The organism is Paraburkholderia silvatlantica, from assembly GCF_003096715.1.
In the GTDB taxonomy this organism is placed as follows: Bacteria; Pseudomonadota; Gammaproteobacteria; order Burkholderiales; family Burkholderiaceae; genus Paraburkholderia; species Paraburkholderia silvatlantica.
Genome location: NZ_QEOL01000004.1, coordinates 282,814 through 307,433 on the forward strand (window position 1 = coordinate 282,814; position 24,620 = coordinate 307,433).

The following is a 24,620-nucleotide window of genomic DNA, read 5'->3' on the forward strand; positions in this document are numbered from 1 at the left end:
GTCGGGGGCTTCAGGCGGCGGGGATGGCTCCTGTGATCAGGCCGGTGACTTCCTCCGGCGATGACGCCGCGGTCTGCTTGTCCGCAACCTTGCGCCCGCGCCGCATGACGACCACACGGTGGGCGACTTCGAAAACGTCGGGCATGCGGTGACTGATGAGAATGACGGCAATACCGTGCTCGGACAGGCGTTTGATGAGGTCGAGCACCTGCGTCACCTGGCGCACGCTGATCGCGGCAGTGGGTTCGTCCATGAGCACGAGCCGCGCCTCGGACAGTCGCGTGCGCGCGATCGCCACGGCCTGGCGCTGACCGCCCGACATCTGCCGGACGAGATCGCGCGGGCGCGTTTCGGACTTCAGTTCCTTGAACAGATCGGCGGCGCGCCGGTACATGGCCGCGTGATCGAGCACGCGAAAGGGCCATATGCCGATGCGCGGCTCGCGCCCGAGAAAGACGTTGGCCGCCGCCGTGAGGTTGTCGCAGAGCGCGAGGTCCTGATACACGACCTCGATGCCCTTGGCGCGGGCATCCACGGGTCTGCTGAAATGAACGGGCTTGCCGTCGATGAGCACTTCGCCGTGAGAGGGCGGGAAGTTGCCGGCGATGACCTTCACCAGCGTCGATTTTCCGGCGCCGTTGTCGCCCATGAGTCCGACCACCTGGCCCGGTTCCAGGCTCAACGTGACGTCGGTCAGCGCCTGAATGGCGCCGAAGTGCCTGGAAACGCCTCTGAGTTCAAGAAGACTCATGGACTGTCGCGCTCGCGCTTGTGAGGCCGCCCGTTGCAGTGTCCAGGGCGGCCAGTCGACATGCTAACTAGCCTGTTTTTTAGAGCACGATGGCGCTTTTAGCAAGACTATTTCATCGGCCGGTCCTGCTGCGCCGCGAGCAGGCCGCCGATGAGATAAAATTGCATTTTTGCCGAAAACCCCCGCCAGACGGACCTGGCGCGCTCGTCTCAGGCTTCCAGCGGCATCGCGCTCGTCCCCTTGAGTTCATCGAGGCAGACGATCGACTGCACGCTGTTCACGCCGGGCGCGCGCATCAGCGTATCGAGCAGGAACTCGGAAAGCGCCTTGAGATCGCGCGCCACCACCTTCAGAACGTAGTCGATATCGCCAGTCACGGAGTAGCACTCCTGCACCTGCGGCAACGTCGCGACGAGTTCCTTGAACTTGACGAGCTCGCGCATGTGCCCGCGCTCCATCGTTACCTGGATGAAGGCGACCACGCCGAAGCCGAGCGCCTGCGCGTCGAGGCGCGTCTCGTAGCGCCGGATCACGCCGAGCTCTTCGAGGCGCCGGTGACGCCTGAGCGTCTGAGCGGGCGAGAGCTTGATCGCGGCCGCGAGTTCGAGGTTCGAAGCGCGGCCGCGCTCCTGCAGTGCAGCGAGAAGCCGCATGTCGATCGTGTCGAGCGCGAGATTTTGCATTTATCTTGCGTGAGATGGGTTTGAGGCGAGAGACAATTGTATCAATCAGGGTTTGCCTGCGTACGAGATGAAATCATATTTTTCCGCGCCAACTATACACTGGGCGCACCCGATCGGGCTGGCGGCCGATAACCCCAAGCCTGGCAGCGCGCCGGCGCAGAACGTTGTGCGCGCAATTTTATTTCGTGGAGCGGAGCCGGCATCCTGCCCGGATGCTTTGGCCCCGCGCAGATAAGTCGGAGACAGGAAGAGACATGGTTTCAAACGACACGCGTGAAAACCGCGGCCAGCTAAAACGCGGCCTCAAGAATCGCCACATTCAGCTCATTGCGCTGGGCGGGGCGATCGGCACGGGCCTGTTCCTCGGGATTGCGCAGACGATTCAGACCGCCGGCCCTTCGGTGCTGCTCGGCTATGGCATCGCCGGCATCATTGCGTTCTTCATCATGCGGCAACTGGGCGAGATGGTCGTGGACGAGCCCGTCGCCGGCTCGTTCAGCTATTTCGCCGACAAGTATTTCGGCCCGTTCGCGGGCTTTCTCTCCGGCTGGAACTACTGGGTGCTCTACGTGCTCGTGAGCATGGCCGAGCTTTCGGCGGTCGGCATCTACATGCACTACTGGTGGCCGACGCTGCCCACGTGGGTCTCGGCGCTGGTGTTCTTCGTCGTGATCAACGGCATCAACCTCACGAGCGTGAAGTCGTACGGCGAGCTCGAGTTCTGGTTCGCCATCGTCAAGGTGCTGGCGATCGCCGGCATGATCGCCTTCGGCGGCTGGCTGCTGTTCTCGGGCTCGGCCGGTCCCGAGGCGAGCGTCTCGAACCTCTGGCGCAATGGCGGTTTCTTCCCGCACGGCGTCTCGGGTCTCGTCATGGCCATGGCCGTCGTGATGTTCTCGTTCGGCGGGCTGGAGCTGGTCGGCATCACCGCGGCGGAGGCCGACGATCCCTCGCATAGCATTCCGCGCGCGACGAATCAGGTGATCTACCGCATCCTGATTTTTTACATCGGCGCGCTCGGTGTGCTGCTTTCGCTCTATCCGTGGCAGAAGGTCGTGGCCGGCGGCAGCCCCTTTGTGCTGATCTTCCATGCGATGAACAGCGACCTCGTGGCCAATGTGCTCAACGTCGTCGTGCTGACGGCGGCGCTTTCGGTCTACAACAGCGGCGTGTACTGCAACAGCCGCATGCTCTACGGCCTCGCGCAGCAGGGCAATGCGCCGAAGGCGCTGCTCAAGGTGAGCCGGCGCGGCATTCCGCTGGCGGCGCTCGGCGTATCGGCGCTCGTCACGGCCGCCTGTGTGATCATCAATTACTTCATGCCCGGCAAGGCGTTCGAACTGCTGATGGGGCTCGTCGTGTCCGCGCTGATCATCAACTGGGCCATGATCAGCCTGATTCACCTGAAATTCCGCCGCGAGAAGGCGCGTACCGGCCAAAGCACCACGTTCCGCAGCCTCGGCTATCCGCTGACGAATTACGTGTGCCTCGCGTTCCTCGGCGGCATTCTCGTTGTAATGTATCTGATTCCGGATCTGCGGATTTCCGTGTACCTGATTCCGGTCTGGCTGGGCGTGCTTGGGCTCGCCTACCGCCTGTGGTGCCGCAAGTCGGCGCCGGCGCTGCAACGTGGCGTGCCGGCTCCGTAAGCGCTGATATTCGTCCCGAATTTCGTCCAGAGAGTTAAACAGCATGTTCGAACACATCGATGCCTACCCCGGCGACCCGATCCTTTCGCTCAACGAGAACTTCCAGAAGGACCCGCGTCAGAACAAGGTCAATCTGAGCATTGGCATCTACTTCGACGACGAAGGCCGTCTGCCCGTCATGCAGGCCGTTCGCAAGGCCGAGGCGGCGATTCTCGAGGAGCCGGGTCCGAAGCCGTATCTGCCGATGGCGGGTTTCGCGCAGTACCGCGACGCCGTGCAGGCACTGGTGTTCGGCGCCGACTGTCCGTCGCGCGCGGCCGGCCGCATCGCGACCGTGCAGACGCTGGGCGGCTCGGGCGCGCTCAAGGTCGGCGCCGATTTCATCAAGCGCTACTTTGCGACCAGCCAGGTGTGGGTGAGCGATCCGACGTGGGAGAACCATCGCTTCATCTTCGAGCGCGCGGGGTTCACGGTGAACACGTACCCGTACTACGACGAGGTGACGGGCGGCCTGAAGTTCGAGGCGATGCTCTCCGCCATCGACGCGCTGCCGGCGAGAAGCGTCGTGCTGCTGCACGCGTGCTGCCATAACCCGACGGGCGTCGATCTGGATCGCGCGCAGTGGGAGCAGCTGATCGACGTGCTGCAAAAACGCGACCTGCTGCCGTTCGTCGATATGGCGTATCAGGGCTTCGGCGCGGGCCTCGAGGACGACGCGTTCGCGGTGCGCGAGCTTGCGCGCCGCGGCGTGCCGGCGCTCGTCGCGAATTCGTTCTCGAAGAACTTTTCGCTCTACGGCGAGCGTTGCGGCGGCCTGCATGTGATCTGCGAAGACGCGGCGGCCGCCGACCGTGTGCTCGGCCAGCTCACGGGCTCGGTGCGCGCGAACTACAGCAATCCGCCGACTCACGGCGCGAAGATCGTCACGCGCGTGCTGGGCACGCCGGAACTGAAGGCGTCGTGGGAGCAGGAACTGGCCGCGATGTGCGAGCGCATTGCGCGCATGCGCGTGGCGATTCACGACGGCCTGCGCGCGCATGCGGGCGAAGCGGCGCTCGCGCGCTACGTGAAGCAGCGCGGCATGTTCACGTACACGGGCTTGAGCGAGAAGCAGGTCGAGCGCCTGAAGGAAGAATTCGGCGTGTACATTCTGCGTTCGGGCCGCATGTGCGTGGCAGGCCTGAACGGGAAGAACGTGAGCGTGGTGGTCGACGCGGTCGGCAAGGTGATGAAGGACTGAGGGAAGGGTGGGGCCGAGTGCCCCGATATCCCGTGAGCGCCGCTGGCGTGCCGGTATGAGCCGGACGCGCCAGCGGCGTTTTTGCATCCAGCCCCAGAACCGCATGCCGGTGCCACATCCACCGGCAACGCCGCCGCTGGCTGCTATCAGACGATTCCGGGCTGCGTCGCTTGCCTCTATTCGTCCGGCATCAGGCCGCCGTTCTGTCAAGCTGCAGGGCGTCGATGGCTCACGTGCCGGCCGCGCACGGTCTTCCAGGTCTTACCCTGATAGAATGCGTGAGCCGCAACGTAGTGGATTGCTGATGAAATTGCTTGATGCCCTCGTCGAACAACGGATTGCCGCCGCGGCCGCGCGCGGTGACTTCGACGACCTGCCCGGCGCCGGTGCGCCGCAGACGCTCGACGACGACCTGCTCGTGCCCGAAGAAGTGCGCATCGCCCACCGCATCCTGAAGAACGCGGGCTTCGTGCCGCCCGCAGTCGAACAGTTGCGGGCCTTGCGCGACCTCGAGGAAGCGCTCGCCACGATGGGCGACAAGGCCGCGCAATGCCGTCTGCGCGCGCGCATGCTGGCGCTCGACATGGCGCTCGAATCCTTGCGCGGCGGACCGATGGTCGTGCCGCACGAATATTGCCGCCGCATCGCGGAGCGTCTGTCCGAACGTGCGGCAGGCGAGTCCGACCTCCCGGGTCTCCCGGCGGGGGCCGCGTGACGGGCTCCCCCGTCCAGCCACACGCCCCCGGCGGCGAACGCGAAGAGGCTCAGCCGGCGGTCGCTTCGCCTGCCGGACCGGTTCCGGCCGATCCGCTCGTGACGGCGTCCGCGGCCGTGCCTCTATCCGACGTCGAACCCGATCCCGTCTCCGGGCGTGACCGGCATTTCATGCGTCTTGCGCAGGCCGCCGCCGAACAGGCGCGCGCCGCCGGTGAAGTGCCCGTGGGCGCGGTGCTCGTGCGCGGTGACGAAGTGATCGCCTCGGGCTTCAATCACCCGATCGGCGCGCACGATCCCTCCGCGCACGCCGAAATGGCGGCCTTGCGCGCAGGCGCGCACGCGCTGGGTAACTACCGCTTGCCGGGCTGCGAACTCTATGTGACCCTTGAACCGTGCCTGATGTGCGCCGGCGCGATCATGCATGCGCGCATCGCGCGCGTGGTGTTCGGCGCGCCCGACCCGAAAACCGGCGCGTGCGGCAGCGTGGTCGATGCCTTCGCCAACGAGCAGCTCAATCATCACACGAGCGTGTCCGGTGGCGTGCTGGCGGACGAGTGCGGCGAGGCGCTGCGCGCGTTCTTCGCCGACCGCCGGCGCGCGAGCCGGGAAGCGCGCCGCACGGCCCGGGAACGGGCTGAGCAAGCGCAGGGAGAGACTGGCGTAGCCGGTCCGGACGAACCCGTGGGTTGAATCTCACGGTTGAATCGAATTCGACATGACCATTCATCGCACCATCGAGCTGGTTGCTCCGTCCGGTTATCCGCATGATGCGCAAGCGGTGCACCGTGCGCTTGCCCGGTTGCGGGCGCAAGGCCATCGCGTCAACGGCGTGCCGGCGACCGAGCGGCGTTATCAGCGCTTTGCCGGCACGGACGGCCAGCGCGCGGCCGAACTGAATCGTCTCGCCGACCCGTCGCGCGACCTGCCGGACATCGTACTCGCCGTGCGTGGAGGCTACGGCGCGGTGCGCATCCTGCACGGCCTCGATTACGAGGGACTGCAGCGGCGTTTGACGGATCAGCCCATTGCGTTCGTGGGGCATAGCGATTTCACCGCAATCCAGCTCGCGCTACTGGCGCGCGCCGGGCTCACGACGTTTGGCGGTCCGATGCTGTGCAGCGACTTCGGCGCCGAGAGTCTCAGCAGCTTCACGATGCATCACTTCTGGGATGCGCTCTCGAAACCGGGCTACACGTTCAAGGTGAATGCGCCCCAGGCCCAGTCGATGAATGTTTCGGGCACGCTCTGGGGCGGCAATCTGGCCGTGCTGACTTCGCTGATCGGGACGCCTTATTTGCCGCCGGTCGAGGGCGGCATCCTGTTCGTCGAAGACGTGAACGAGCAGCCGTTTCGCATCGAGCGCATGATTTATCAGCTGCATCTGGCCGGCATTCTTGCTCGCCAGCAAGCCCTTGTGCTGGGCGACTTCACCGGCCACAAGCCGTTCGATTACGACAACGGCTACGATCTGCGCGAAATGGTGGAGCAGGTGCGTGCCGTGGTTGGCATTCCGGTGGTGACGGGCCTGCCGTTCGGCCATATTCCGGATATGGTCACGCTGCCGATGGGCGCGCCGGCGCAACTCACCACGACCGCCCAGGGTTTCGAGCTGACCGTGAGCGGTTACCCGCATCTGAGTTGATTTTTCTCTGACGTAAAAGCGCTCCCGGGCGCTTTTATCACGACAAGTTATGCAACTAACGGCCGATCCCGAACGAAATCGAAAAATGTTCAGGATGCAACGTGCCTCCTAAATTGTTGACAAAAAATCCGGCTAGATTGGGGCAGTGAATCACCATGCAGGTGCTGAATTCCCCGAAATAAAGCGTGTTTCACCGACAAGAGGCATATGGCACCCGGCGTACACGTGGGGATCTTCCCAGGTTCGCCCACAAAATTGTTGACAATATTTATGTCCAACTTAGGATACCCAACATAGAGATCCGAGCCATGCGAAAGACCGATATCGACGCCGAAGCAGCCGGTATGAAGCCCGAGGCAATCGCCGCGCGAATCCGCGCAGCGATTCTCGAGCACAGGCTGCCGCCCGGCGCGAAGCTGACTGAAGCGCAGTTGTGCGAAGTATTCGGCGTGAAGCGCGGCCCGATCCGCCAGGCGCTCGCGCTGCTCGCGAAGGACCATCTCGTGGATCTGGAGCCCAATCGTGGCGCGTTCGTCGCAAGCCCGTCGCTCCAGGAAGTGCACGAGGTGTTCGAGATGCGGCGGATCATCGAGTTGGCGGTAGTGGGGCGCATTTGCAGCGCGCAGCATGGCAACCGCCGGCTGAAGACCATCGGCGAGACGATCAGGCGCGAGCGCAAGGCCTTCGAGGGGCGCGACTTCCCGACGTGGATACGGCTTTCGGGCGAGTTCCATACGTCGCTTGCCACGCTCACCGGCAATACGGTGCTGTGCGATTGCCTGAACGGGCTCGTGGCGCGCTCGACGCTGATTTCAGCGCTCTACGAATCGCCGGGACGCAGTCCGTGTTCGTTCGACGACCACGAGGCGATTCTCGCGGCGCTCGAGGCCGGAAACGAGAAAGAGGCCGTCGACCTCATGATGCGTCATTTGCAGGGTGTCGAGCTCAGGATGCTCGACCGGCCGGCGGGCGCCTCGGTCGACTTGCAGGAAGTGTTCAGCGCGCGCGAGACGACCGCGCTTGCACGCTGATGCATCGCCGACGCAGCATTGAAGCGGCTTGACGTCAAGGATTGCGGTGAAGCGCGGCGGCCCGCTACGAACGGTGGCTGCCGCGGCTGAAAAGGATGGAGTGGGGCGCATGCGGTGCATGCGTACGGCAAGAACCGGCACAGCGTTACAGGGCGCCCGCAGCGGCGACCGGCGCAGTGCCCGCGAAGGCCAGACCATTCGGGGATATCGCGGCGGCCGCGCCCAGCGGCGGTACGCACGCGTTTCGAGGCGTTCAGGCGTCTTTTTTCCGTCGGCATATCCATCCAAGGAGCGGATCATGGCTCAGTTCAGCGCGTCACCTGGCAGTCCGGCAGTGCCCAACTTCGAATCTGGCGAAAGCAGCGGGTCCGCAGACAATCTGCGCTTGCCGGCCGGCTACAGCGAGCGGCTCTACAACCACGACCTTGCACCGCTCAAGGAGCAGACCTGGGGCGCGTACAACATCTTCGCGTTCTGGATGTCCGACGTGCATAGCGTCGGCGGCTATGTGTTCGCGGGGAGCCTCTTCGCGCTCGGCCTCACGAGCTGGCAAGTGCTCGTCGCGCTGATTGTCGGTATCTCCATCGTCAATGTGCTCTGCAACCTGATTGCGCGGCCGAGCCAGCGTCACGGCGTGCCGTACCCGGTGGCCTGTCGCGGCACCTTCGGCGTGCTCGGCGCCAATATTCCCGCCGTGATTCGCGGCCTCATCGCCGTGGCGTGGTACGGCATCCAGACGTATCTCGCTTCGAGCGCGCTCGTGATCGTCGTTCTCAAGTTCGTTCCGCAACTCATGCCTTATGCCGACGTGCACAAGCACGGGCTGCTAGGGCTTTCCGCAATCGGGTGGGCCGGCTTCATGACGCTCTGGGTGCTGCAGGCGTTCGTGTTCTGGAACGGCATGGAGACGATCAAGAAGTTCATCGACTTCGCCGGGCCGGCGGTTTATGTCGTGATGTTCGCGCTTGCGGGCTATATGGTGTATCGCGCGGGCTGGCACAACATCGGCCTGAATCTCGGCGGCGTGAAGTATCACGGTACCGAAGTGATTCCCGTGATGATCACGGCGATCTCGCTCGTGGTGTCGTACTTCTCGGGGCCGATGCTCAATTTCGGCGACTTCTCGCGCTACGGCAAGTCGCTCAAGAGCGTTCACAAGGGCAACTTCTGGGGGCTGCCGGTCAACTTCCTCGCCTTCTCGCTGGTCACGGTCATCACGACATCGGCAACGCTGCCTGTGTTCGGGGAACTGATTACCGATCCCGTCGAAACGGTCGGCCGCATCGATCATCCGACCGCTGTGATTCTCGGCGCGCTCACGTTCACGATTGCGACCATCGGCATCAACATCGTCGCGAACTTCGTTTCGCCCGCGTTCGATTTTTCCAACGTAGCGCCGCGCCTCATCAGCTGGCGTGCGGGTGGCATGCTCGCCGCCGTGGCCTCGATCTTCATCACGCCGTGGAATCTCTTCAACAACCCGGCCGTGATTCACTACACGCTCGACGTGCTCGGCGCCTTCATCGGTCCTTTATATGGTGTCCTGATTGTTGATTTTTATCTCGTGAAGCGCGGCCGTCTTGCCGTGGACGATCTCTATACGGTGTCGCCGAACGGGGCGTACTGGTATCGCAACGGCGTGAACTGGCACGCGGTGTCGGCATTGCTGCCCGCAGCCGTGATCGCGATTGTCTGCGTGATGGTGCCTTCGCTCGGCGGTGCGGCGAACTTCTCGTGGTTCATCGGCGCTGCGCTTGCCGCGTTGTTCTATCGCGCGCTCACGATGGGCGAACGCGCTCGCGCCAGCGCATGAGCTTCGTGCAAACCAGGCATCGCCGAAGGAATTGAAATGCGCATCAAACTGATCAATCCGAACACCACGCAGCGTATGACCGCCGCGATGGAGCAGTGCGCGCGCGCCGTGATCGCACCGGGCACGGAGGTGGTGGCGGTGAGCCCGACGATGGGCCCGCCGTCGATCGAAGGCTATTACGACGAGGCGCTCGCCACGCCCGGCCTGCTCGCCGAAGTGGAGGCGGGCGAGCGCGAAGGCTTCGACGGCTACGTGATCGCGTGTTTTGGCGACCCGGGTCTTTACGCCGCGCGCGAGTTGGCGCGCGGGCCCGTCGTCGGCATCGCGGAAGCCGCGATGCACGCGGCGAGCGTGCTGGCGCCGGGTTTCTCGGTCGTGACGACGCTCTCGCGCACGCGCGCCATGGCCTGGCACCTCGCCGAGCGCTACGGCATGACGCGCTTTTGCCGCAACGTGCGCGCGATCGACGTGGCCGTGCTCGAACTCGATGAACCGGGATCGGCCGCGCGCCGCGCGATCGTCGACGAGTGCCGCCGCGCGCTCGAGGTAGATGGGGCGGACGCGATCGTGCTGGGTTGCGCCGGCATGACGAGCTTGTGCGCGCAGGTGGAGGACGCGCTAGGCGTGCCGGTAATCGACGGCGTGACGGCCGCCGTGAAGTGGGTGGAGGCGCTCGTCTCACTGCGCCTCACGACCGCCAAGCGCGGCGACTTCGCGCGGCCGCTCGCCAAGCGTTACGACGGCGAATTCGCGCGTTTCAGCCCGGCGAATCCCGCCCCGGTCACGGAAACTCCGCCGCCCGTGCGACCGCTGCGCTACGGGTGAACGCGCGGCGCGCGCCGGCACAGATGGCCGCCCGGATGACGCCGGATCGGGCGGCCACATACACCTCGCTTGACCCCTACTATCTGAGCGTGCGTATGGGCGCGTACAGGTGATTTCGCTACACTGGTCCAATCCTGCAAGCAAGTCGCGCGGACCGTGCGCGAGGCCCTGCTAGGCAGCGCCGACGGCCGCTACACGGCGCTTCGCCGTTGCGCGGATATTTCGTTTCATTCTCTCTATTCGACGGATTCGACCCGCATGCCACTCGATCCCCAATATCCCCGCGATCTGATCGGTTATGGCCGGTATCCGGTGCAGGCCAACTGGCCCGGCCAGGCGCGCGTCGCGGTGCAGTTCGTGCTCAACTACGAAGAGGGCGGCGAAAACTGCGTGCTGCACGGCGACCCCGGCTCCGAGCAGTTCCTCTCCGAAATCGTGGGCGCCGCAGCGTATCCGGCGCGCCATATGAGCATGGAGTCGATCTACGAATACGGCTCGCGCGCGGGCGTGTGGCGCATCCTGCGCGAATTCGAAAAGCGCGGCCTGCCGCTCACCGTGTTCGGTGTGGGCATGGCGATCGAGCGTCATCCCGAAGTCGCGCGCGCGTTCGTCGAGCTGGGTCACGAGATAGCGTGCCATGGGTATCGCTGGATTCACTACCAGGATGTCTCGCCCGCCAAAGAGGCCGAGCATATGAAGCTCGGCATGGAGGCGATCGAGCGCGTGACGGGCGTGCGCCCGCTCGGCTGGTACACCGGGCGCGACAGCCCCAACACGCATCGCCTCGTGGCCGAGTATGGCGGCTTCCTCTACGACTCCGATTACTACGGCGATGACCTGCCGTTCTGGATGGACGTGGAGATCGCAGGCGGCCAGTCGCTGCCGCAACTGATCGTGCCTTATACGCTCGACACGAACGACATGCGCTTCGCATCGCCCCAGGGCTTCAACACGGCGGACCACTTCTTCACCTATTTGCGCGACGCATTCGACGTGCTCTACGAAGAAGGCGACGAAGCGCCGAAGATGCTCTCGATCGGCATGCACTGCCGGCTGCTCGGGCGACCCGGGCGTTTTCGCGCGCTGCAGCGCTTTCTCGACCACATCGAAAAATACGAGCGCGTGTGGGTCACACGGCGTGTGGACATCGCGCGCCACTGGCGCGAGCATCATCCCTATCAACCGCAACAGAACGACCACCGCGGGGCCGCCGCATGAAGGCAATGCACTACACCCTCGAACAGCTGAATCAAGCTTCGGTCGACGCCTTCGTGGCGGCGCTTTCGGGCATCTTCGAGCACTCGCCCTGGGTTGCCGCTGCGGCCGCACAGCAACGCCCGTTTGCGAGCATCGACGCGCTGCATCGCACCATGTCGCAGGCCGTGGAAACCTCGGGCGAGGCGCAGCAGCTTGCGCTCATCAACGCCCACCCGGAGCTTGCGGGCAAGGCTGCCGTGCGCGGCGAGCTGACCGCCGAATCCACGCGCGAGCAAAGCGGTGCGGGCCTGGATCAGTGCACGCAGGAAGAGTTCGACAAGCTGCTCGCGCTCAACGGTGCGTATCGCGAGAAGTTCGGATTCCCATTCATTCTTGCCGTGCGCGGCTATGACCGCCACGGCATCATCGCGAACTTCGAGGCGCGCGTGAACAACAGCCGCGCCGAGGAAATGCGCGCGAGCCTCGACCAGATTTACCGCATTGCGCGCTTCAGGCTGAATGAACTGATCGATGCGTAACGTGGCGATGCGCCCCCCGGTTTTCCGCGAGGGGGCGCAGCGCCGTTTTGATCTACAGAAAAGACACGAAGGATGACAACGATGGCACTCCCGACTCTCGACCCCAACGCCCCCGATTTCACGCGCCGCTTCGTGAATCTCGCGGACCCGCGCCTGGGCGCGCAGGCGCTCGAGGCGAGCGACGACTTCTTCGCGCCGAAGGAGCGCATGCTCAATCCGGAGCCGGCCGTCTTTATTCCGGGCAAGTACGACGAGCACGGCAAGTGGATGGACGGCTGGGAAACGCGCCGCAAGCGCACGACCGGCTATGACTGGTGCATCGTGAAACTCGCGCGCCCCGGCGTCATCAAGGGCCTCGATATCGACACGAGCCACTTCACGGGCAACTATCCGCCGGCGGCATCGGTGGAGGGCGCGTATGTGGCCGATGGCACACCCACCGCCGCGACGCAATGGGCGGAGATCGTTCCCTCGACCTCGCTGAACGGCAATAGCCACCATTACGTGGAAGTGTCGAGCGACAAGCCGTACACGCATCTGCGCGTGAATATCTATCCCGATGGCGGCATTGCGCGTCTGCGCGTGTATGGCCAGCCGCAGGTGGACTGGGCGGGCGCGAGCCGCACCGAACTGTTCGACCTTGCCGCGATGGAAAACGGCGCGTACCTCGTCAGCGCGAACAACCAGCACTTTGGCATGGCCTCCACGCTGCTCATGCCGGGCCGCGGCGTGAACATGGGCGACGGCTGGGAAACGCGCCGCCGCCGCGAGCCCGGCAACGACTGGGCGATCATCGCGCTCGCGCAGCCTGGCATCATCAGGAAGATCGAAGTCGATACGGCGCACTTCAAGGGCAACTATCCCGACCGCTGCTCGTTCCAGGCCGCGCGCGTGGTGGGCGGCACGGACAGCTCGCTCGTGACCCAGGCCATGTTCTGGCCGGTGCTGCTCGGCGAGCAGAAGCTGCAGATGGACAAGCAGCACGACTTTGAGAGCGAGCTCGCGGCGCTTGGCCCGGTTACGCACGTGCGCTTCAACATCATCCCGGACGGCGGCGTGTCGCGCGTGCGCCTCTGGGGCACGCTCGCCTGATACGCTGACGAGGCCATCATGAGTGAAACAAGGACGACGCTGACTATCGAGCCGCTCACCCCGGAGGCGTTCGCGCCCTTCGGCGACGTGATCGAGCTCGCGGGCGCGAAGCAGATTCCGATCAATCTGGGTACGACCATCCGCTTTCACGATCTCGCGAAAGTGGATGTGACCGACGAAGGCGGCCGCACGCTCGTGAATCTTTTTCGCGGGCAGCCGCGCGAACTGCCGTTCGAAGTGAAGATGCTCGAACGGCATCCGCTGGGCAGCCAGGCGTTCGTGCCGCTCAACGACAAGCCGTATCTCGTGGTGGTCGCGCCGGCGGGCGAACTGGACGTCGCGAAGATTCGCGCGTTCGTTTCGCGTGGCTGGCAGGGTGTGAATTACGCGAAGGGCGTTTGGCATCATCCATTGATTGCGCTGGGCGAGGTGAGCGATTTCATCGTCGTCGATCGCGGTGGAGATGGGCTCAATCTCAACGAGCAGGATCTGCCGGAGTCGTTCTGGTTGACGGAAGAGGCGATGAGGGCCGCGCAGAGCTGATTCGCACAATTGCGAAGCGGTACGTATCAGCAGGAAAAGCCACGGTCGAGACCCCGTGGCTTTTTTGCGTTTGGCGGATGAGGTACGGTGGTGGCCCAGATCGAACCGTCCGCTCGAGGCGCGGTAAAGCATGGCGAGTCATGCATGGCGGTGTGCGACGCTTCGATGCTTCGATCGGGCCAGATGGCGAACCGTGCCTCATACGCGTTCCGGACATTCGGGCATCAGCGGAAAGCCGACGCCGATTTGCGATATCTCCCGCATCGCGGCCCGACGCGCAAGCCCTTCAGCGAAGACCGTCCCGAAAGAGAAAGGACCCGAAGCGCATCGCACTTCGGGTCCTTCCAGTTACAGCTCACGTAGCGCGATGCAAACCGCCCGCGCTGCCAACTACGTCATTGCTTCGCACCGCCCTGGAACCAGGCGGCGATCTTCTGCCGCTCGTCGTCGGTCATGTGCGTGACGTTGCCAAGCGGCATCGCCTTGAGCGTCACAGCCTGCTGATAGAGCCGCTGCGCGTTCTGCGAAATCTCGTCGGGCGTATCGAGCATCACGCCGGCCGGCGCCGCGCCCATCAACGTCGGGTGCGCCGAGTGACAGGCCGCACAGCGCTGCTGCAAGATCGGCTGGATGTCGGATACCTTCAGCGACGGCGCGTTCGCGGCTTCGGCCTGCGGCACGACCGGACGCGGCAGGGTCCACACGAGCGCCACGAACATCAGTGCCACGCCGCCGATCGGCAGATACCAAAGCTGCTGGCCGCGATGACGCATCACGAAGAACTGGCGAATCAGCGCGCCGGCCAGCATGATCACCACGAGCACGGCCCAGTTGTAGGCGTGGGCGTAGGTCATCGCGTAGTGGTTCGAGAGCATCGCGAACACCACGGGCAGCGTGAAATACGTGTTGTGCACCGAGCGCTGCTTGCCGCGCTTGCCGTAGATCGGGTTCGGCACTTCGCCCTTGAGCATCGCGGCGACCATCTTGCGCTGGCCGGGGATGATGACGAAGAACACGTTGGCCGACATGATCGTCGCGAGCATCGCGCCCATGATGAGGTACGCGGCGCGGCCCGAGAAAATATGGCACGCGAGGTAAGCGGCGATCACGACGTAGATGCCCACGCACACGCCCAGCAGCTTGTCCTTCGTGCCGAGCACGCGGCACAGCGAGTCATAGACGATCCAGCCCGCGGCGAGGAAGCCGAGCGCCGAGAAGATCGCGACGACCGGACCCATGTCGAGCACGTTCTTGTCGATGAGATACGTGTTCGGCGCCATCAGATACAGCACCGTGAAGAGCGACGCGCCTGAGAGCCACGTGGTGTACGACGGCCATTTCGACCAGTGCAGATCGTCGGGCATTTCAGGCGGCGCCACGGTGTACTTCTGCATGTTGTAGAAGCCGCCGCCGTGCACGTGCCACAGTTCGCCGAATACGCCGCGGCGGCGCTGGTTCGGGTCCGTGGGCGGTTTGAGGCTGTTGTCGAGCGCGACGAAATAGAACGACTCGCCAATCCAGGCGATCGCCGCGATGACGTGGAACCAGCGCAATGCGAGGTTCAGCCAGTCGGTAATAAAGCCTTCCATGAAACGTCTCCAGTCCTGATGCATGGCGCGCGCGCCTGAATGCGCGCGCTAACTGCGGGGTATGAGCGCGCCGCGTAGCATCGGGGCCGCTGGGCGCCCCTCGCACGGCCGCGCTGCCGTTGTGGTTCGTATGACCTCGGGCTCGATGACCCGGGCTGAAAGATCGCCCGGAATGCCCTATGAGTATGTGTTGCGGTGGTCGCCCGGGGCTCGCTCAGCTGCCCCGATAGGTGCTGTACGACCACGGCGAAACGAGTAGCGGCACATGGTAGTGCGAACCGGCGTCGGCGATGCCGAAGCGCAGCACCACGCGGTCGACGAAACGCGGCTCGGGCACTTTCGCGCCGAGAGCGGCGAAATAGTCGCCGGCATGAAACACGAGTTCGTATTCGCCTTTGGCGAGTGCTTCGCCTTCGAGCAGCGGCGCGTCGCAGCGGCCGTCGTCATTCGTGGTGACGGTCTTGAGCGCGCGGCGCGCGTCGCCCGTGAGCGCAAAGAGTTCGACCTTGATGCCCGCGCCGGGACGGCCGTTCGCGGTGTCGAGCACGTGGGTAGTCAGCTTGCCCATTCGCAGTTTTCCTTGTGAGTGCCTGGTGCGATTGCGAGGTTTCAGCGGCGGCTCCCGATCCCATGCGCGATGCATTGCGGCGGATCGAGGCTCCACGTCAGTGGCTACATACCCGTCGGCGGATCGAAGCGAGCGCCGTGTACGCATTTTAAAAACGATCGCACCCGGCACGCGCGAGCGATAGGAAAGATAAAGCTACGCGCATGAGGGTGAGCCCTGGGCTGGGTGCCGCAAGGCGGCTGTCGCTCATCGCGCCCCGGATTCAGGCGTCCCTTGTTGGCATCGTACCGGCGCCAAAAATCGACCTTTATATGCGTGGCGTAAATCTGGGTATCGCAGCGGCGCGAATTGCCACGACTATTTTGGCTGCGGATCGTAGAGGCCATGCGCAGCGCGTGCTGCGCGTCCCGAAGACGGCGGTGGACGCCGGGTAACCGGGCCAGCGGCGTCCTCGTCGGGACGCGTCGGCACCGGGCGACCGGCGAGGCCGGCGGGTGAGGCGACGGCGTCTGGTTCACCCACCGTGCGCGAGTCCGAAGGAGTAGTCAAGGCTCGTGGCGGCACGACGACAACGGAGCGAACAAGGACGATGGAACCCACACTCGCGCAGCAGAAAAGCCCGCAAGACCCGCAAAAGCCCGGCAAGACGTTGCTCGTGAAAAACGCCGACATGCTGGTGACGATGGACGGCGCGCGCCGCGAGATTCGCGACGGCGGCCTCTACGTCGAAGGCAACCGTATCGTCGCGGTCGGCCCGACGGCGGAACTGCCCACCACGGCCGACGAGGTGATCGACGCCAGCGGCCACCTCGTGACGCCGGGGCTCGTCAACACGCACCACCACATGTACCAGAGCCTCACGCGCGCTGTGCCGGCCGCGCAGGACGCCGAACTGTTCGGCTGGCTCACCAGTCTGTACAAGGTATGGGCGAACCTCACGCCCGAGATGATCGAAGTCTCCACGCTCACCGCAATGGCGGAGCTACTGCTCTCGGGCTGCACGACGTCCAGCGATCATCTGTACATCTATCCGAACGGCAGCCGCCTCGACGACAGCATCCGCGCGGCGCAACGCATCGGCATGCGCTTTCACGCGAGCCGCGGCAGCATGAGCGTCGGCCAGAAGGACGGCGGCTTGCCGCCCGATTCCGTGGTCGAGCGCGAGGACGCGATTCTCGCCGATACCCAGCGCCTCATCGAGACGTACCACGACGAGGGCCGGTACGCGATGCTGCGCGTCGTCGTGGCGCCATGTTCGCCGTTCTCGGTGAGCCGCGACCTGATGCGCGAATCGGCGGTGCTCGCGCGGCATTACGGCGTGTCGATGCACACGCATCTCGCCGAGAACGTCAACGACATTGCTTACAGCCGCGAAAAGTTCGGCATGACGCCCGCCGAATACGCCGAGGACCTCGGCTGGGTGGGCCGCGACGTGTGGCATGCGCACTGCGTACAGCTCGACGACCGCGGCATCGGTTTGTTCGGCCGGACCGGCACCGGCGTCGCGCATTGCCCGTGCTCGAACATGCGGCTCGCGTCCGGCATTGCACCTGTGAAAAAGATGCGGCTCGCCGGGGTGCCGGTTGGACTCGGCGTGGATGGCTCGGCGTCGAACGACGGCGCGCAGATGGTGGCCGAGGCGCGCCAGGCCATGCTGCTCGCGCGCGTGGGCTTCGGACCGGACGCCATGACCGCGCGCGAAGCGCTCGAAATCGCGACGCTGGGCGGCGCGCAGGTGCTGGGCCGCGACGACATTGGCGCGCTCGCCCCCGGCATGGCGGCCGACTTCGTCGCGTTCGACCTGCGCCAGCCGCCTTTCGCGGGCGCGCTGCACGATCCCGTCGCCGCGCTCGTCTTCTGCGCGCCCTCACAGGTTGCGCTGAGCGTGATCGGCGCTCGCGTGGTCGTGAAGGAGGGCGTGTTGCAGACAGTGGAGCTTGGGCCGGTCATCGAGCGGCATAACCGGCTCGCGGCGCAGCTCGTACAGATGGCGCGCTGAGGCGGCGTGCAACGCATAGGCGTATTGAAAGGTCAGCCGGCCGCAGCAGCATGCGGCCGTGCGACTCAAGGCTTGTCGATCAGCGTCTTCGTCGCTTCGGCGATGAGGCTGCGCAACCAGCGTACTTCGTCCGAGTAATGACAGCGTTCGTGCCACAACTGGTAGTACTGCATCGGCGGGAAGTCGAGCGGCGCGGGCACGACCGTGAGCGGCAGGAAGCGCGCATAGTGGTCGGCGAAAAGGCGCGTGGTCGTGAAGACCAGGTCCGACTTCACGAGCACGTAGGGCGCGAGATTGAAGTAGGGCAGCGTGACGACCACATGGCGCTTGAGGCGCTCGCGCGCGAGGTGCACGTCGATGGCGCCGCGCTGGCCCACGGAATACGGCGTAGGCGCGAGATGCGGCGCGTTCAGATACTGGTCGAGCGTGAGCCCGCCGCGCTTGGCAAACGGGTGCGAGTTGCTCATCAGGCACACGATCTGGTCGACGAACAGGTTCGAGAGGTGCAGTTGTTCGGGCGGCTCGGGCCAGTTGCCGATGACGATATCGAGCTTGCCTTCCTCGAGCGCGAGCTCGTAATCGAACGCAGGGCCGAGCGAGTGAAACTCGAGCGTGGCGTTGGGCGCGGCCTGGCGAAAGCGCTCGACCACGGTCGGCACGAACAGGGCGTTCAGATAGTCAGGACAGCCGATCCGGTAACAGCGGATGGAGGTGGCCGGGTCGAAATTGTGTTGCTGGAAGCGGATGCGCTCGATCTCGCGCAGCGCGTTCTGGACGGGTTCGAGCAGGCGCAGGCCGTACTCGGTCGGCACCATGCCGGACTTGCCGCGCACGAGGAGCGGGTCGCCCGTGATGTCGCGCAGACGGCGCAGCGCCGCGCTGATTGCGGGCTGGGACTGGTTGAGCTTGACGGCCGCGCGTGTCACGCTGCGCTCCATCAGAAGCGTGTGCAAGACGCGCAAGAGGTACGTATCGATCGCCTCGCGTTGCTGACTCATGAATTCTCCGAATTATATGTTCTGGCTGATCGATGAGGCTTAGGGGTATATCGTTTTTAATATGGACAAAAAGTGGCGTCAAGCGAGGCTTACCCGAGGCTCGCGCCCCGGGGTTATGCACGCCAGCCCGTGCAGCGAGGCGACAGCGAATTTTGACGGCTCGACCTTCGCAGGGCTAACAGGTATCGTCACCCCCGCACGGCGGCGTGCAGCGCCCGAACGCGGCAGCAAGCATCAAACGGTTATCAATAACGTACAAGGGCGGGACCTCCATGGGTGATTCTTCTTCACGTCAGGCAACGCTTGCGCATAACGGCAGCGATGTGCCGCGCCTCGCGCTTGCCGGCATCACGAAGCAATACCCCGCGGTGCGCGCGAACGACGACGTCACGCTCTCGGTTGCGCCCGGCGAAATCCATGCCTTGCTCGGCGAGAACGGCGCGGGCAAAAGCACGCTCATGAAGATCGTCTACGGCGCGGTGCGCCCCGACGCGGGCGAAATCCGCTGGGAAGGCCAGACCGTCGAAATCGCGAGTCCGGCTGCGGCGCGCAAGCTTGGCATCGGCATGGTGTTCCAGCACTTTTCGTTATTCGAAACGCTTACCGTCGGCGAGAACATCGCGCTCTCGCTCGACGAACCGTTCGACCTGAAAACGCTCGGTAAGCGCATTCGCGAGGTATCGGCGCAATACGGCCTCGATGTCGATCCGCAGCGCCACGTGCATAGCCTCACCGTGGGCGAGCGTCAACGCGTGGAGATCGTGCGCTGCCTCTTGCAGAATCCGCGTCTGCTGATCATGGACGAGCCGACGTCGGTGCTCACGCCGCAAGCGGTGCGCAAGCTGTTCGGCACGCTGCGGCGGCTGGCAGCCGAGGGCTGCAGCATTCTCTATATCAGCCACAAGCTCGACGAAATCCAGGAGCTTTGCGACACGGCCACCGTGCTGCGTGGCGGCAAGGTCACGGGCCACGTCATTCCGCGCGAAGAAACGCATGCATCACTCGCGCGGCTGATGGTCGGGCGCGAGCTGCCCGATTACACGCGGCGCGCGCACGCGCCCGGCGACGTGCTGCTCGAAGCGCAGCATCTGTCGATGCCGAGCGACGATCCGTTCGGCACGTCGCTCACCGACGTTTCGTTCAGCGTGCATGCGGGCGAGATACTCGGCATCGCGGGCGTCTCGGGCAACGGCCAGGCGGAGTTGCTCGCCGCGCTCTCGGGCGAGGCGCAAGCGGCCCGTCACGGTATGCGCGCCGATGCCGTCAGGATTTGCGGCAAGCCGGCGGGACGGCTTTCGGCCGGGGCGCGCCGAAAGCTCGGCTTCGCGTTCGTGCCGGAGGAGCGGCTGGGGCGCGGCGCGGTCCCGGCCATGTCGCTGGCCGAAAACGCCTTGCTCACGGCGCACCGCGAAGGCATGGTGCGCTCGGGCTGGCTCAGGACCGGCGCGATGCGTGCGTTCGCCGAACGCTGCATCGGCGCGTTCGATGTGCGCTGCGGCGGCCCGGACGCGCTCGCGCAAAGCCTCTCGGGCGGCAACCTGCAGAAGTACATCGTGGGGCGCGAGATTCTCCAGGCGCCGAAGGTGCTCGTGGTCGCGCAGCCCACCTGGGGCGTGGACGTGGGCGCGGCCGCGTTCATTCGCCAGCAGTTGCTCGATCTTTCGGCGCGCGGCGTGGCGATACTCGTGATCTCGGAGGAACTGGAAGAGCTTTTCGACATCTGCGACCGCATTGCCGTGCTCGCGGGCGGACGCCTTTCGCCCGCGCGTTTGACAGGCGAGACGAACGCCGAGGAAATCGGCCGCTGGATGGCGGGGCTCTTCGGCGAGCGCGCGGATCGCGGAGACGGCGGCCGGCCCGACGGCGAACCGCCCGCGCAGACCGTGGCGAACGCGTGACAGGCGGCACATAACAACGCGCGAAAGCACATTAACCACCCGAGACCGATCACCGACTTCATCACCATGATCTTTCCGTACCGACTCGAAGCCCGCACGACGCCGTCGCGCACGGTGCGCATCGCCGTGCCGCTCATTGCGGCGCTGCTCACGCTTGCCATCGGCTTTCTGATCTTCAGCCTCGTGGGCCGCGATCCCCTGCAGGCGATGCACGCATTCTTCGTCGAACCGCTTTCGAGCATCAACGGCTGGTCCGAACTCTTGCTCAAGGCCTCGCCGCTTTGCCTGATCGCGCTCGGTCTCGCGGCGGGATATCGCGCCAACGTGTGGAACATCGGCGCGGAAGGGCAGATGGTGCTGGGCGGCATCGCGGCGAGCGGCGTGGCGATCCATTTCGATCAATCCACGGGCTGGTGGATTCTTTTCCTGATGATGTTCGCGGGCGTGCTGGGCGGCATGGCATGGGCGGCGATTCCCGCGTGGCTCAAGAGCCGCTTCAACACCAACGAGATTCTCACGAGCCTGATGCTCACCTACGTCGCCACGCAACTGCTGATCTGGCTCGTAAGCGGACCGTGGCGCGACCCGCAGGGCATGAACTTTCCGCTCTCCGAAATGTTCAGCGGCGACGCGCTCTATCCGACCTTCGGCGGCGACTGGCGCATCCACTGGTTGCGCGGCACGCGCCTGAACGCGTCGATCTTCCTGACGCTCGCGGCCATTCCGCTCGTGTGGCTCTTCATGCGCCGCAGCTTCGCGGGCTATCGCATGAGCGTGGGCGGGCTCGCGCCGCTCGCTGCGCGCTATGCGGGCTTCTCGGAGAAAAAGACGATCTGGACCTCGCTGCTGCTTTCCGGCGGCCTCGCGGGGCTCGCGGGCATGGGCGAGATTGCCGGCCCGATTGGCCAGCTGCAAGCGACGTGGTCGCCGGGCTACGGCTTCACGGCGATCATCGTCGTGTTCGTGGGGCGTCTGCATCCGGTCGGCATCGTGCTCGCGAGCCTCTTGATGGCGCTGCTCTACCTGGGCGGCGAAGCGGTGCAGACATCGCTGCAATTGCCGCAGGCGCTTTCCGGCGTATTTCAGGGGCTGCTGCTTTTCTGTCTGCTCGGCGCGGACCTCTTCGTGAACTATCGCGTGCGCCGCCGTCATCCGGTCGCGGCTGCGAACTGATCAGCGCAATCCAGAGAACAACGAAACAGGCCACAGGACATGGATATCCAGCAAGCCAGCTCGCTCGCCTCGAGCGCCGTCACCGCCGCCATCCCGCTCATGTTCGCGGGGGTGGGCGAACTCGTCACCGAGAAGTCGGGCGTGCTCAACCTCGGCGTGGAAGGGATGATGCTGATGGGCGCCGTGACGGGCTACGCGGTCACGACCATCACCGGCAGTCCGTGGCTCGGCCTCGTCGCAGGCATGGCCGCCGGCATGGCGATGTCGCTGCTGTTCGGCTTTCTCGTGCTCACCATGCTCGCCAACCAGGTCGCCACGGGCCTCTCGCTCACGATCTTCGGCGTCGGGCTTTCGGCGTATGTCGGCAAGCCGTACACCTCGGCCGCCACGTCGGCGACCATCGCGGCCTGGCCGATTCCGGGGCTCTCGCAACTGCCCGTGGTCGGGCAAGCGTTCTTCAGCCTCACGCCGGTCGACTACCTCGCGTTCGTCATGTTCGCCGTAGTCGGCTGGTTCCTCTATCGCACGCGCGCCGGGCTCGTACTGCGCTCAGTGGGCGAGTCGCCGCAGGTCGCGCATTCGGTGGGCTTTCCCGTGATCGGCGTGCGCTATGGCGCAACGGCCTTCGGCGGCGCGATGGCGGGCCTCGCGGGCAGCTACTACTCCGTGGTGCAGCTGCATTTGTGGCAGGAGCAGATCACGGCAGGGCGCGGCTGGATCGCGCTCGCGCTCGTCGTGTTCGCGACGTGGCGCCCTGGGCGTCTGTTGATCGGCGCGCTGCTCTTTGGCGCGGTCACGGGCGCGCAGTTTTACGCGCAGGCCGTGGGCGTGCCGGTGCCCACGCAGTTCCTCGCGATGCTTCCGTATGTCGCGACGATCGTCGTGCTCGTGCTCATTTCGCGCAACCCGAACACGATCCGCCTGAACGCGCCGGCTTCGCTCGGCAAGCCGTTCTTCGGGGCCGCTTAGGCGTGGTCATTTATACGGAATGCAAACCAATACGCCCTGAACGCTCGCAGTTCTCAATTCACGACAGGAGATCCACGATGAAAAAAACCATCCTGACCGCTTTCGCCGTCGCCGCCACGTGCGGCACGGCGGCCCTCGCGAGCGCGGCCCACGCCGCCGACGCGCCGGGCGTCGCGTTCGTCTATCTCGGCAATCCGGGCGATGCCGGCTGGACCTTCGCACACGATCAGGGCTCGAAGGTCGCCGAGCAGAAGTTCGGCAACAAGATCAAGATCACGCGCGTGGAAAACGTGCCGGAATCGGCGGACTCGGAGCGCGTGTTCCGCGATCTCGCGAACAAGGGCAACAAGATCGTCTTCGGCACGAGCTTCGGCTATCAGGACTTCCAGCTCAAGGTGGCGAAGGACTTCCCGGACACCGTGTTCCTGCACGCAACGGGCTACAAGAAGGCGCCGAACTTCGGCACCTATGACGTGCGCATGTATCAGGGCGCGTATCTTGCGGGCGTTGCGGCGGGTTACGCGACGAAGACCAACACGCTCGGTTTCGTCGCCTCGGTGCCGATTCCCGAGGTCGTGCGCAACATCAACGCGTACACGCTCGGCGCGCGCTCGGTGAATCCGAAGGTGCACACCAAGGTCATCTGGATCAACAGCTGGTTCGATCCCGGCAAGGAGAAGCAGGCTGCCGAAACGCTAATCGGCCAGGGCGCCGACGTGCTGCTGCAAAACACCGATTCGAGCGCGACGCTCGCCACCGCCGAAGAGAAGAAGGTTCACGCGTTCGGCTGGGATTCGAACATGAAGAAGTTCGGCCCGCACGCGCACCTGGGCTCGGTCGAGGCGAATTGGGGCGTGTACTACGTTGCGGCGATCCAGCAGGTGCTCGACGGCAAGTGGAAGAACGACCCCGTGTGGTGGGGCATTCCGCAAAAGGCCGTCGATCTCGGCGACGTCAACACGTCCGAGCTTTCGGCCGACGCGCAAAAGGCCGTCGCCGCGAAGCGCGAACAGATCGCAAGCGGCAAGTGGGACGTCTTCACCGGCCCGATCAAGGACCAGACCGGCGCCGTGAAAGTGCCGGCCGGCAAGACGCTGACCGACCCGGAACTGCAACGCCTGAACTGGTACGTCGAGGGCGTGGACGGCTCGCTGCCGAAGTAGGCATGAGCCGGGCACGCGCGTGTGCGTTCGTGCTGCGCGAGTGCATTCTTCCGACGATTTTCGCGTCCGCAAGTGAAACGGCTGCACGTAGCCTTCCAGGCGGGCGCAGCCGTTTGACTTTCCCGCGGCGCTGCGCGGCGCCGCGTCAGTCGTCGATGCGCATACCCACCTTGATCGTGACCTGCCAGTGCGAAACCTGATCGTTTTCGATCAGGCCGCGCGTTTCCACGACCTCGAACCAGTGCAGGTGGCGCAGCGTCTTCGACGCGCGCGCGATGGCGCAACGAATGGCGTCGTCGCTGGACACCTTGGACGAGCCGGTAAGTTCGATCTGCTTGTAGACGTGGTCGTTCATGGCAGTCTCTCCTCGTGGGGCGCGCGGCGTCGGCGCGTCAATCGAGTATAGGTAACGGACCGGGACGCACGGGCAAAGATGAGGAGCCCGGCGCCGGCTATCATGGCGCCTCTCGCGATAACGCGCATTCAATGTGCCCGTTTTGCAGGCGTGAAAGCGCAATGGCGACCCAAAGGAGACGAAGAA

The 24,620-nt window shown here is 64.9% G+C and carries 23 protein-coding genes; 17 read left to right on the plus strand and 6 right to left on the minus strand.

Features of this window, described 5'->3' with window-relative positions:
• Positions 1 to 10: 10 nt before the first annotated feature.
• The gene (locus C7411_RS07700) at positions 11 to 751 is read right to left on the minus strand and encodes an ATP-binding cassette domain-containing protein (protein WP_110384088.1); all 741 of its coding nucleotides are present in this window, start codon (positions 749 to 751) and stop codon (positions 11 to 13) included.
• 209 nt (positions 752 to 960) lie between these two features.
• On the minus strand, positions 961 to 1,434 hold the full coding sequence (locus C7411_RS07705) for an Lrp/AsnC family transcriptional regulator (protein WP_069265638.1): 474 nt from the start codon (positions 1,432 to 1,434) through the stop codon (positions 961 to 963).
• Between the two features lie 254 nt (positions 1,435 to 1,688).
• Between C7411_RS07705 and C7411_RS07710 the strand changes: the two genes are divergently transcribed.
• From C7411_RS07710 to C7411_RS07765, 12 genes are all read left to right on the plus strand, one after another.
• Complete coding sequence (locus C7411_RS07710) at positions 1,689 to 3,083, plus strand: amino acid permease (protein ID WP_110384089.1); 1,395 nt, start codon at positions 1,689 to 1,691, stop codon at positions 3,081 to 3,083.
• Between the two features lie 43 nt (positions 3,084 to 3,126).
• A complete protein-coding gene (locus tag C7411_RS07715) occupies positions 3,127 to 4,323 on the plus strand; it encodes an amino acid aminotransferase (RefSeq protein ID WP_110384090.1) in 1,197 nt (398 codons plus the stop codon).
• Between the two features lie 304 nt (positions 4,324 to 4,627).
• Entirely contained in the window at positions 4,628 to 5,038 is a 411-nt protein-coding gene (locus C7411_RS07720) for a DnaJ family domain-containing protein (RefSeq protein WP_110384091.1), read from the plus strand.
• A gap of 98 nt (positions 5,039 to 5,136) precedes the next feature.
• Positions 5,137 to 5,730, plus strand: coding sequence for a tRNA adenosine(34) deaminase TadA (gene tadA / locus C7411_RS07725; protein ID WP_110384180.1), 594 nt, complete (start codon positions 5,137 to 5,139; stop codon positions 5,728 to 5,730).
• A 25-nt stretch (positions 5,731 to 5,755) separates the two neighbouring features.
• Complete coding sequence (gene ldcA, locus C7411_RS07730) at positions 5,756 to 6,682, plus strand: muramoyltetrapeptide carboxypeptidase (protein ID WP_110384092.1); 927 nt, start codon at positions 5,756 to 5,758, stop codon at positions 6,680 to 6,682.
• A 308-nt stretch (positions 6,683 to 6,990) separates the two neighbouring features.
• Positions 6,991 to 7,713, plus strand: coding sequence for a GntR family transcriptional regulator (locus C7411_RS07735; RefSeq protein ID WP_243413083.1), 723 nt, complete (start codon positions 6,991 to 6,993; stop codon positions 7,711 to 7,713).
• A 298-nt stretch (positions 7,714 to 8,011) separates the two neighbouring features.
• Positions 8,012 to 9,526, plus strand: coding sequence for an NCS1 family nucleobase:cation symporter-1 (locus C7411_RS07740; RefSeq protein ID WP_110384093.1), 1,515 nt, complete (start codon positions 8,012 to 8,014; stop codon positions 9,524 to 9,526).
• 36 nt (positions 9,527 to 9,562) lie between these two features.
• A complete protein-coding gene (locus C7411_RS07745) occupies positions 9,563 to 10,351 on the plus strand; it encodes an aspartate/glutamate racemase family protein (protein ID WP_110384094.1) in 789 nt (262 codons plus the stop codon).
• 258 nt (positions 10,352 to 10,609) lie between these two features.
• On the plus strand, positions 10,610 to 11,569 hold the full coding sequence (puuE, locus tag C7411_RS07750) for an allantoinase PuuE (RefSeq protein ID WP_110384182.1): 960 nt from the start codon (positions 10,610 to 10,612) through the stop codon (positions 11,567 to 11,569).
• Entirely contained in the window at positions 11,566 to 12,087 is a 522-nt protein-coding gene (gene uraD, locus C7411_RS07755; RefSeq protein WP_110384095.1) for a 2-oxo-4-hydroxy-4-carboxy-5-ureidoimidazoline decarboxylase, read from the plus strand. Before puuE ends, uraD begins: the two co-directional genes overlap by 4 nt.
• 81 nt (positions 12,088 to 12,168) lie before the next feature.
• Positions 12,169 to 13,179 carry an allantoicase gene (gene alc / locus C7411_RS07760; protein ID WP_110384096.1) on the plus strand — a complete coding sequence of 337 codons (1,011 nt, stop codon included), beginning with the start codon at positions 12,169 to 12,171 and terminating at the stop codon, positions 13,177 to 13,179.
• An 18-nt stretch (positions 13,180 to 13,197) separates the two neighbouring features.
• Positions 13,198 to 13,722, plus strand: a complete 525-nt coding sequence (locus tag C7411_RS07765; protein ID WP_110384097.1) for an ureidoglycolate lyase — start codon at positions 13,198 to 13,200, stop codon at positions 13,720 to 13,722.
• Between the two features lie 395 nt (positions 13,723 to 14,117).
• On the opposite strand, the gene C7411_RS07770 is transcribed toward C7411_RS07765, so the two are convergent.
• A complete protein-coding gene (locus tag C7411_RS07770; RefSeq protein WP_042265755.1) occupies positions 14,118 to 15,311 on the minus strand; it encodes a urate hydroxylase PuuD in 1,194 nt (397 codons plus the stop codon).
• Positions 15,312 to 15,525: 214 nt separating this feature from the next.
• Positions 15,526 to 15,879 carry a hydroxyisourate hydrolase gene (uraH, locus tag C7411_RS07775; protein ID WP_110384098.1) on the minus strand — a complete coding sequence of 118 codons (354 nt, stop codon included), beginning with the start codon at positions 15,877 to 15,879 and terminating at the stop codon, positions 15,526 to 15,528.
• Between the two features lie 589 nt (positions 15,880 to 16,468).
• Between uraH and C7411_RS07785 the strand changes: the two genes are divergently transcribed.
• Positions 16,469 to 17,878 carry an 8-oxoguanine deaminase gene (locus C7411_RS07785; RefSeq protein ID WP_110384100.1) on the plus strand — a complete coding sequence of 470 codons (1,410 nt, stop codon included), beginning with the start codon at positions 16,469 to 16,471 and terminating at the stop codon, positions 17,876 to 17,878.
• Between the two features lie 65 nt (positions 17,879 to 17,943).
• Here the strand turns inward: C7411_RS07785 and C7411_RS07790 are convergent, their stop codons facing one another.
• Positions 17,944 to 18,876 (minus strand): LysR substrate-binding domain-containing protein, encoded by a 933-nt coding sequence (locus C7411_RS07790; RefSeq protein WP_110384101.1) that lies wholly within the window; start codon positions 18,874 to 18,876, stop codon positions 17,944 to 17,946.
• Positions 18,877 to 19,148: 272 nt separating this feature from the next.
• Here C7411_RS07790 and C7411_RS07795 point away from each other — a divergent pair, with 272 nt between their 5' ends.
• From C7411_RS07795 to C7411_RS07810, 4 genes are all read left to right on the plus strand, one after another.
• Positions 19,149 to 20,774 (plus strand): ABC transporter ATP-binding protein, encoded by a 1,626-nt coding sequence (locus tag C7411_RS07795; protein ID WP_110384102.1) that lies wholly within the window; start codon positions 19,149 to 19,151, stop codon positions 20,772 to 20,774.
• 66 nt (positions 20,775 to 20,840) lie between these two features.
• Positions 20,841 to 21,947, plus strand: a complete 1,107-nt coding sequence (locus tag C7411_RS07800) for an ABC transporter permease (protein ID WP_110384103.1) — start codon at positions 20,841 to 20,843, stop codon at positions 21,945 to 21,947.
• Positions 21,948 to 21,986: 39 nt separating this feature from the next.
• Positions 21,987 to 22,916 (plus strand): ABC transporter permease, encoded by a 930-nt coding sequence (locus C7411_RS07805; RefSeq protein ID WP_110384104.1) that lies wholly within the window; start codon positions 21,987 to 21,989, stop codon positions 22,914 to 22,916.
• A gap of 77 nt (positions 22,917 to 22,993) precedes the next feature.
• Positions 22,994 to 24,079, plus strand: coding sequence for a BMP family ABC transporter substrate-binding protein (locus C7411_RS07810; protein ID WP_110384105.1), 1,086 nt, complete (start codon positions 22,994 to 22,996; stop codon positions 24,077 to 24,079).
• A 145-nt stretch (positions 24,080 to 24,224) separates the two neighbouring features.
• On the opposite strand, the gene C7411_RS07815 is transcribed toward C7411_RS07810, so the two are convergent.
• Complete coding sequence (locus C7411_RS07815) at positions 24,225 to 24,434, minus strand: dodecin (protein WP_110384106.1); 210 nt, start codon at positions 24,432 to 24,434, stop codon at positions 24,225 to 24,227.
• Between the last annotated feature and the right edge of the window lie 186 nt (positions 24,435 to 24,620).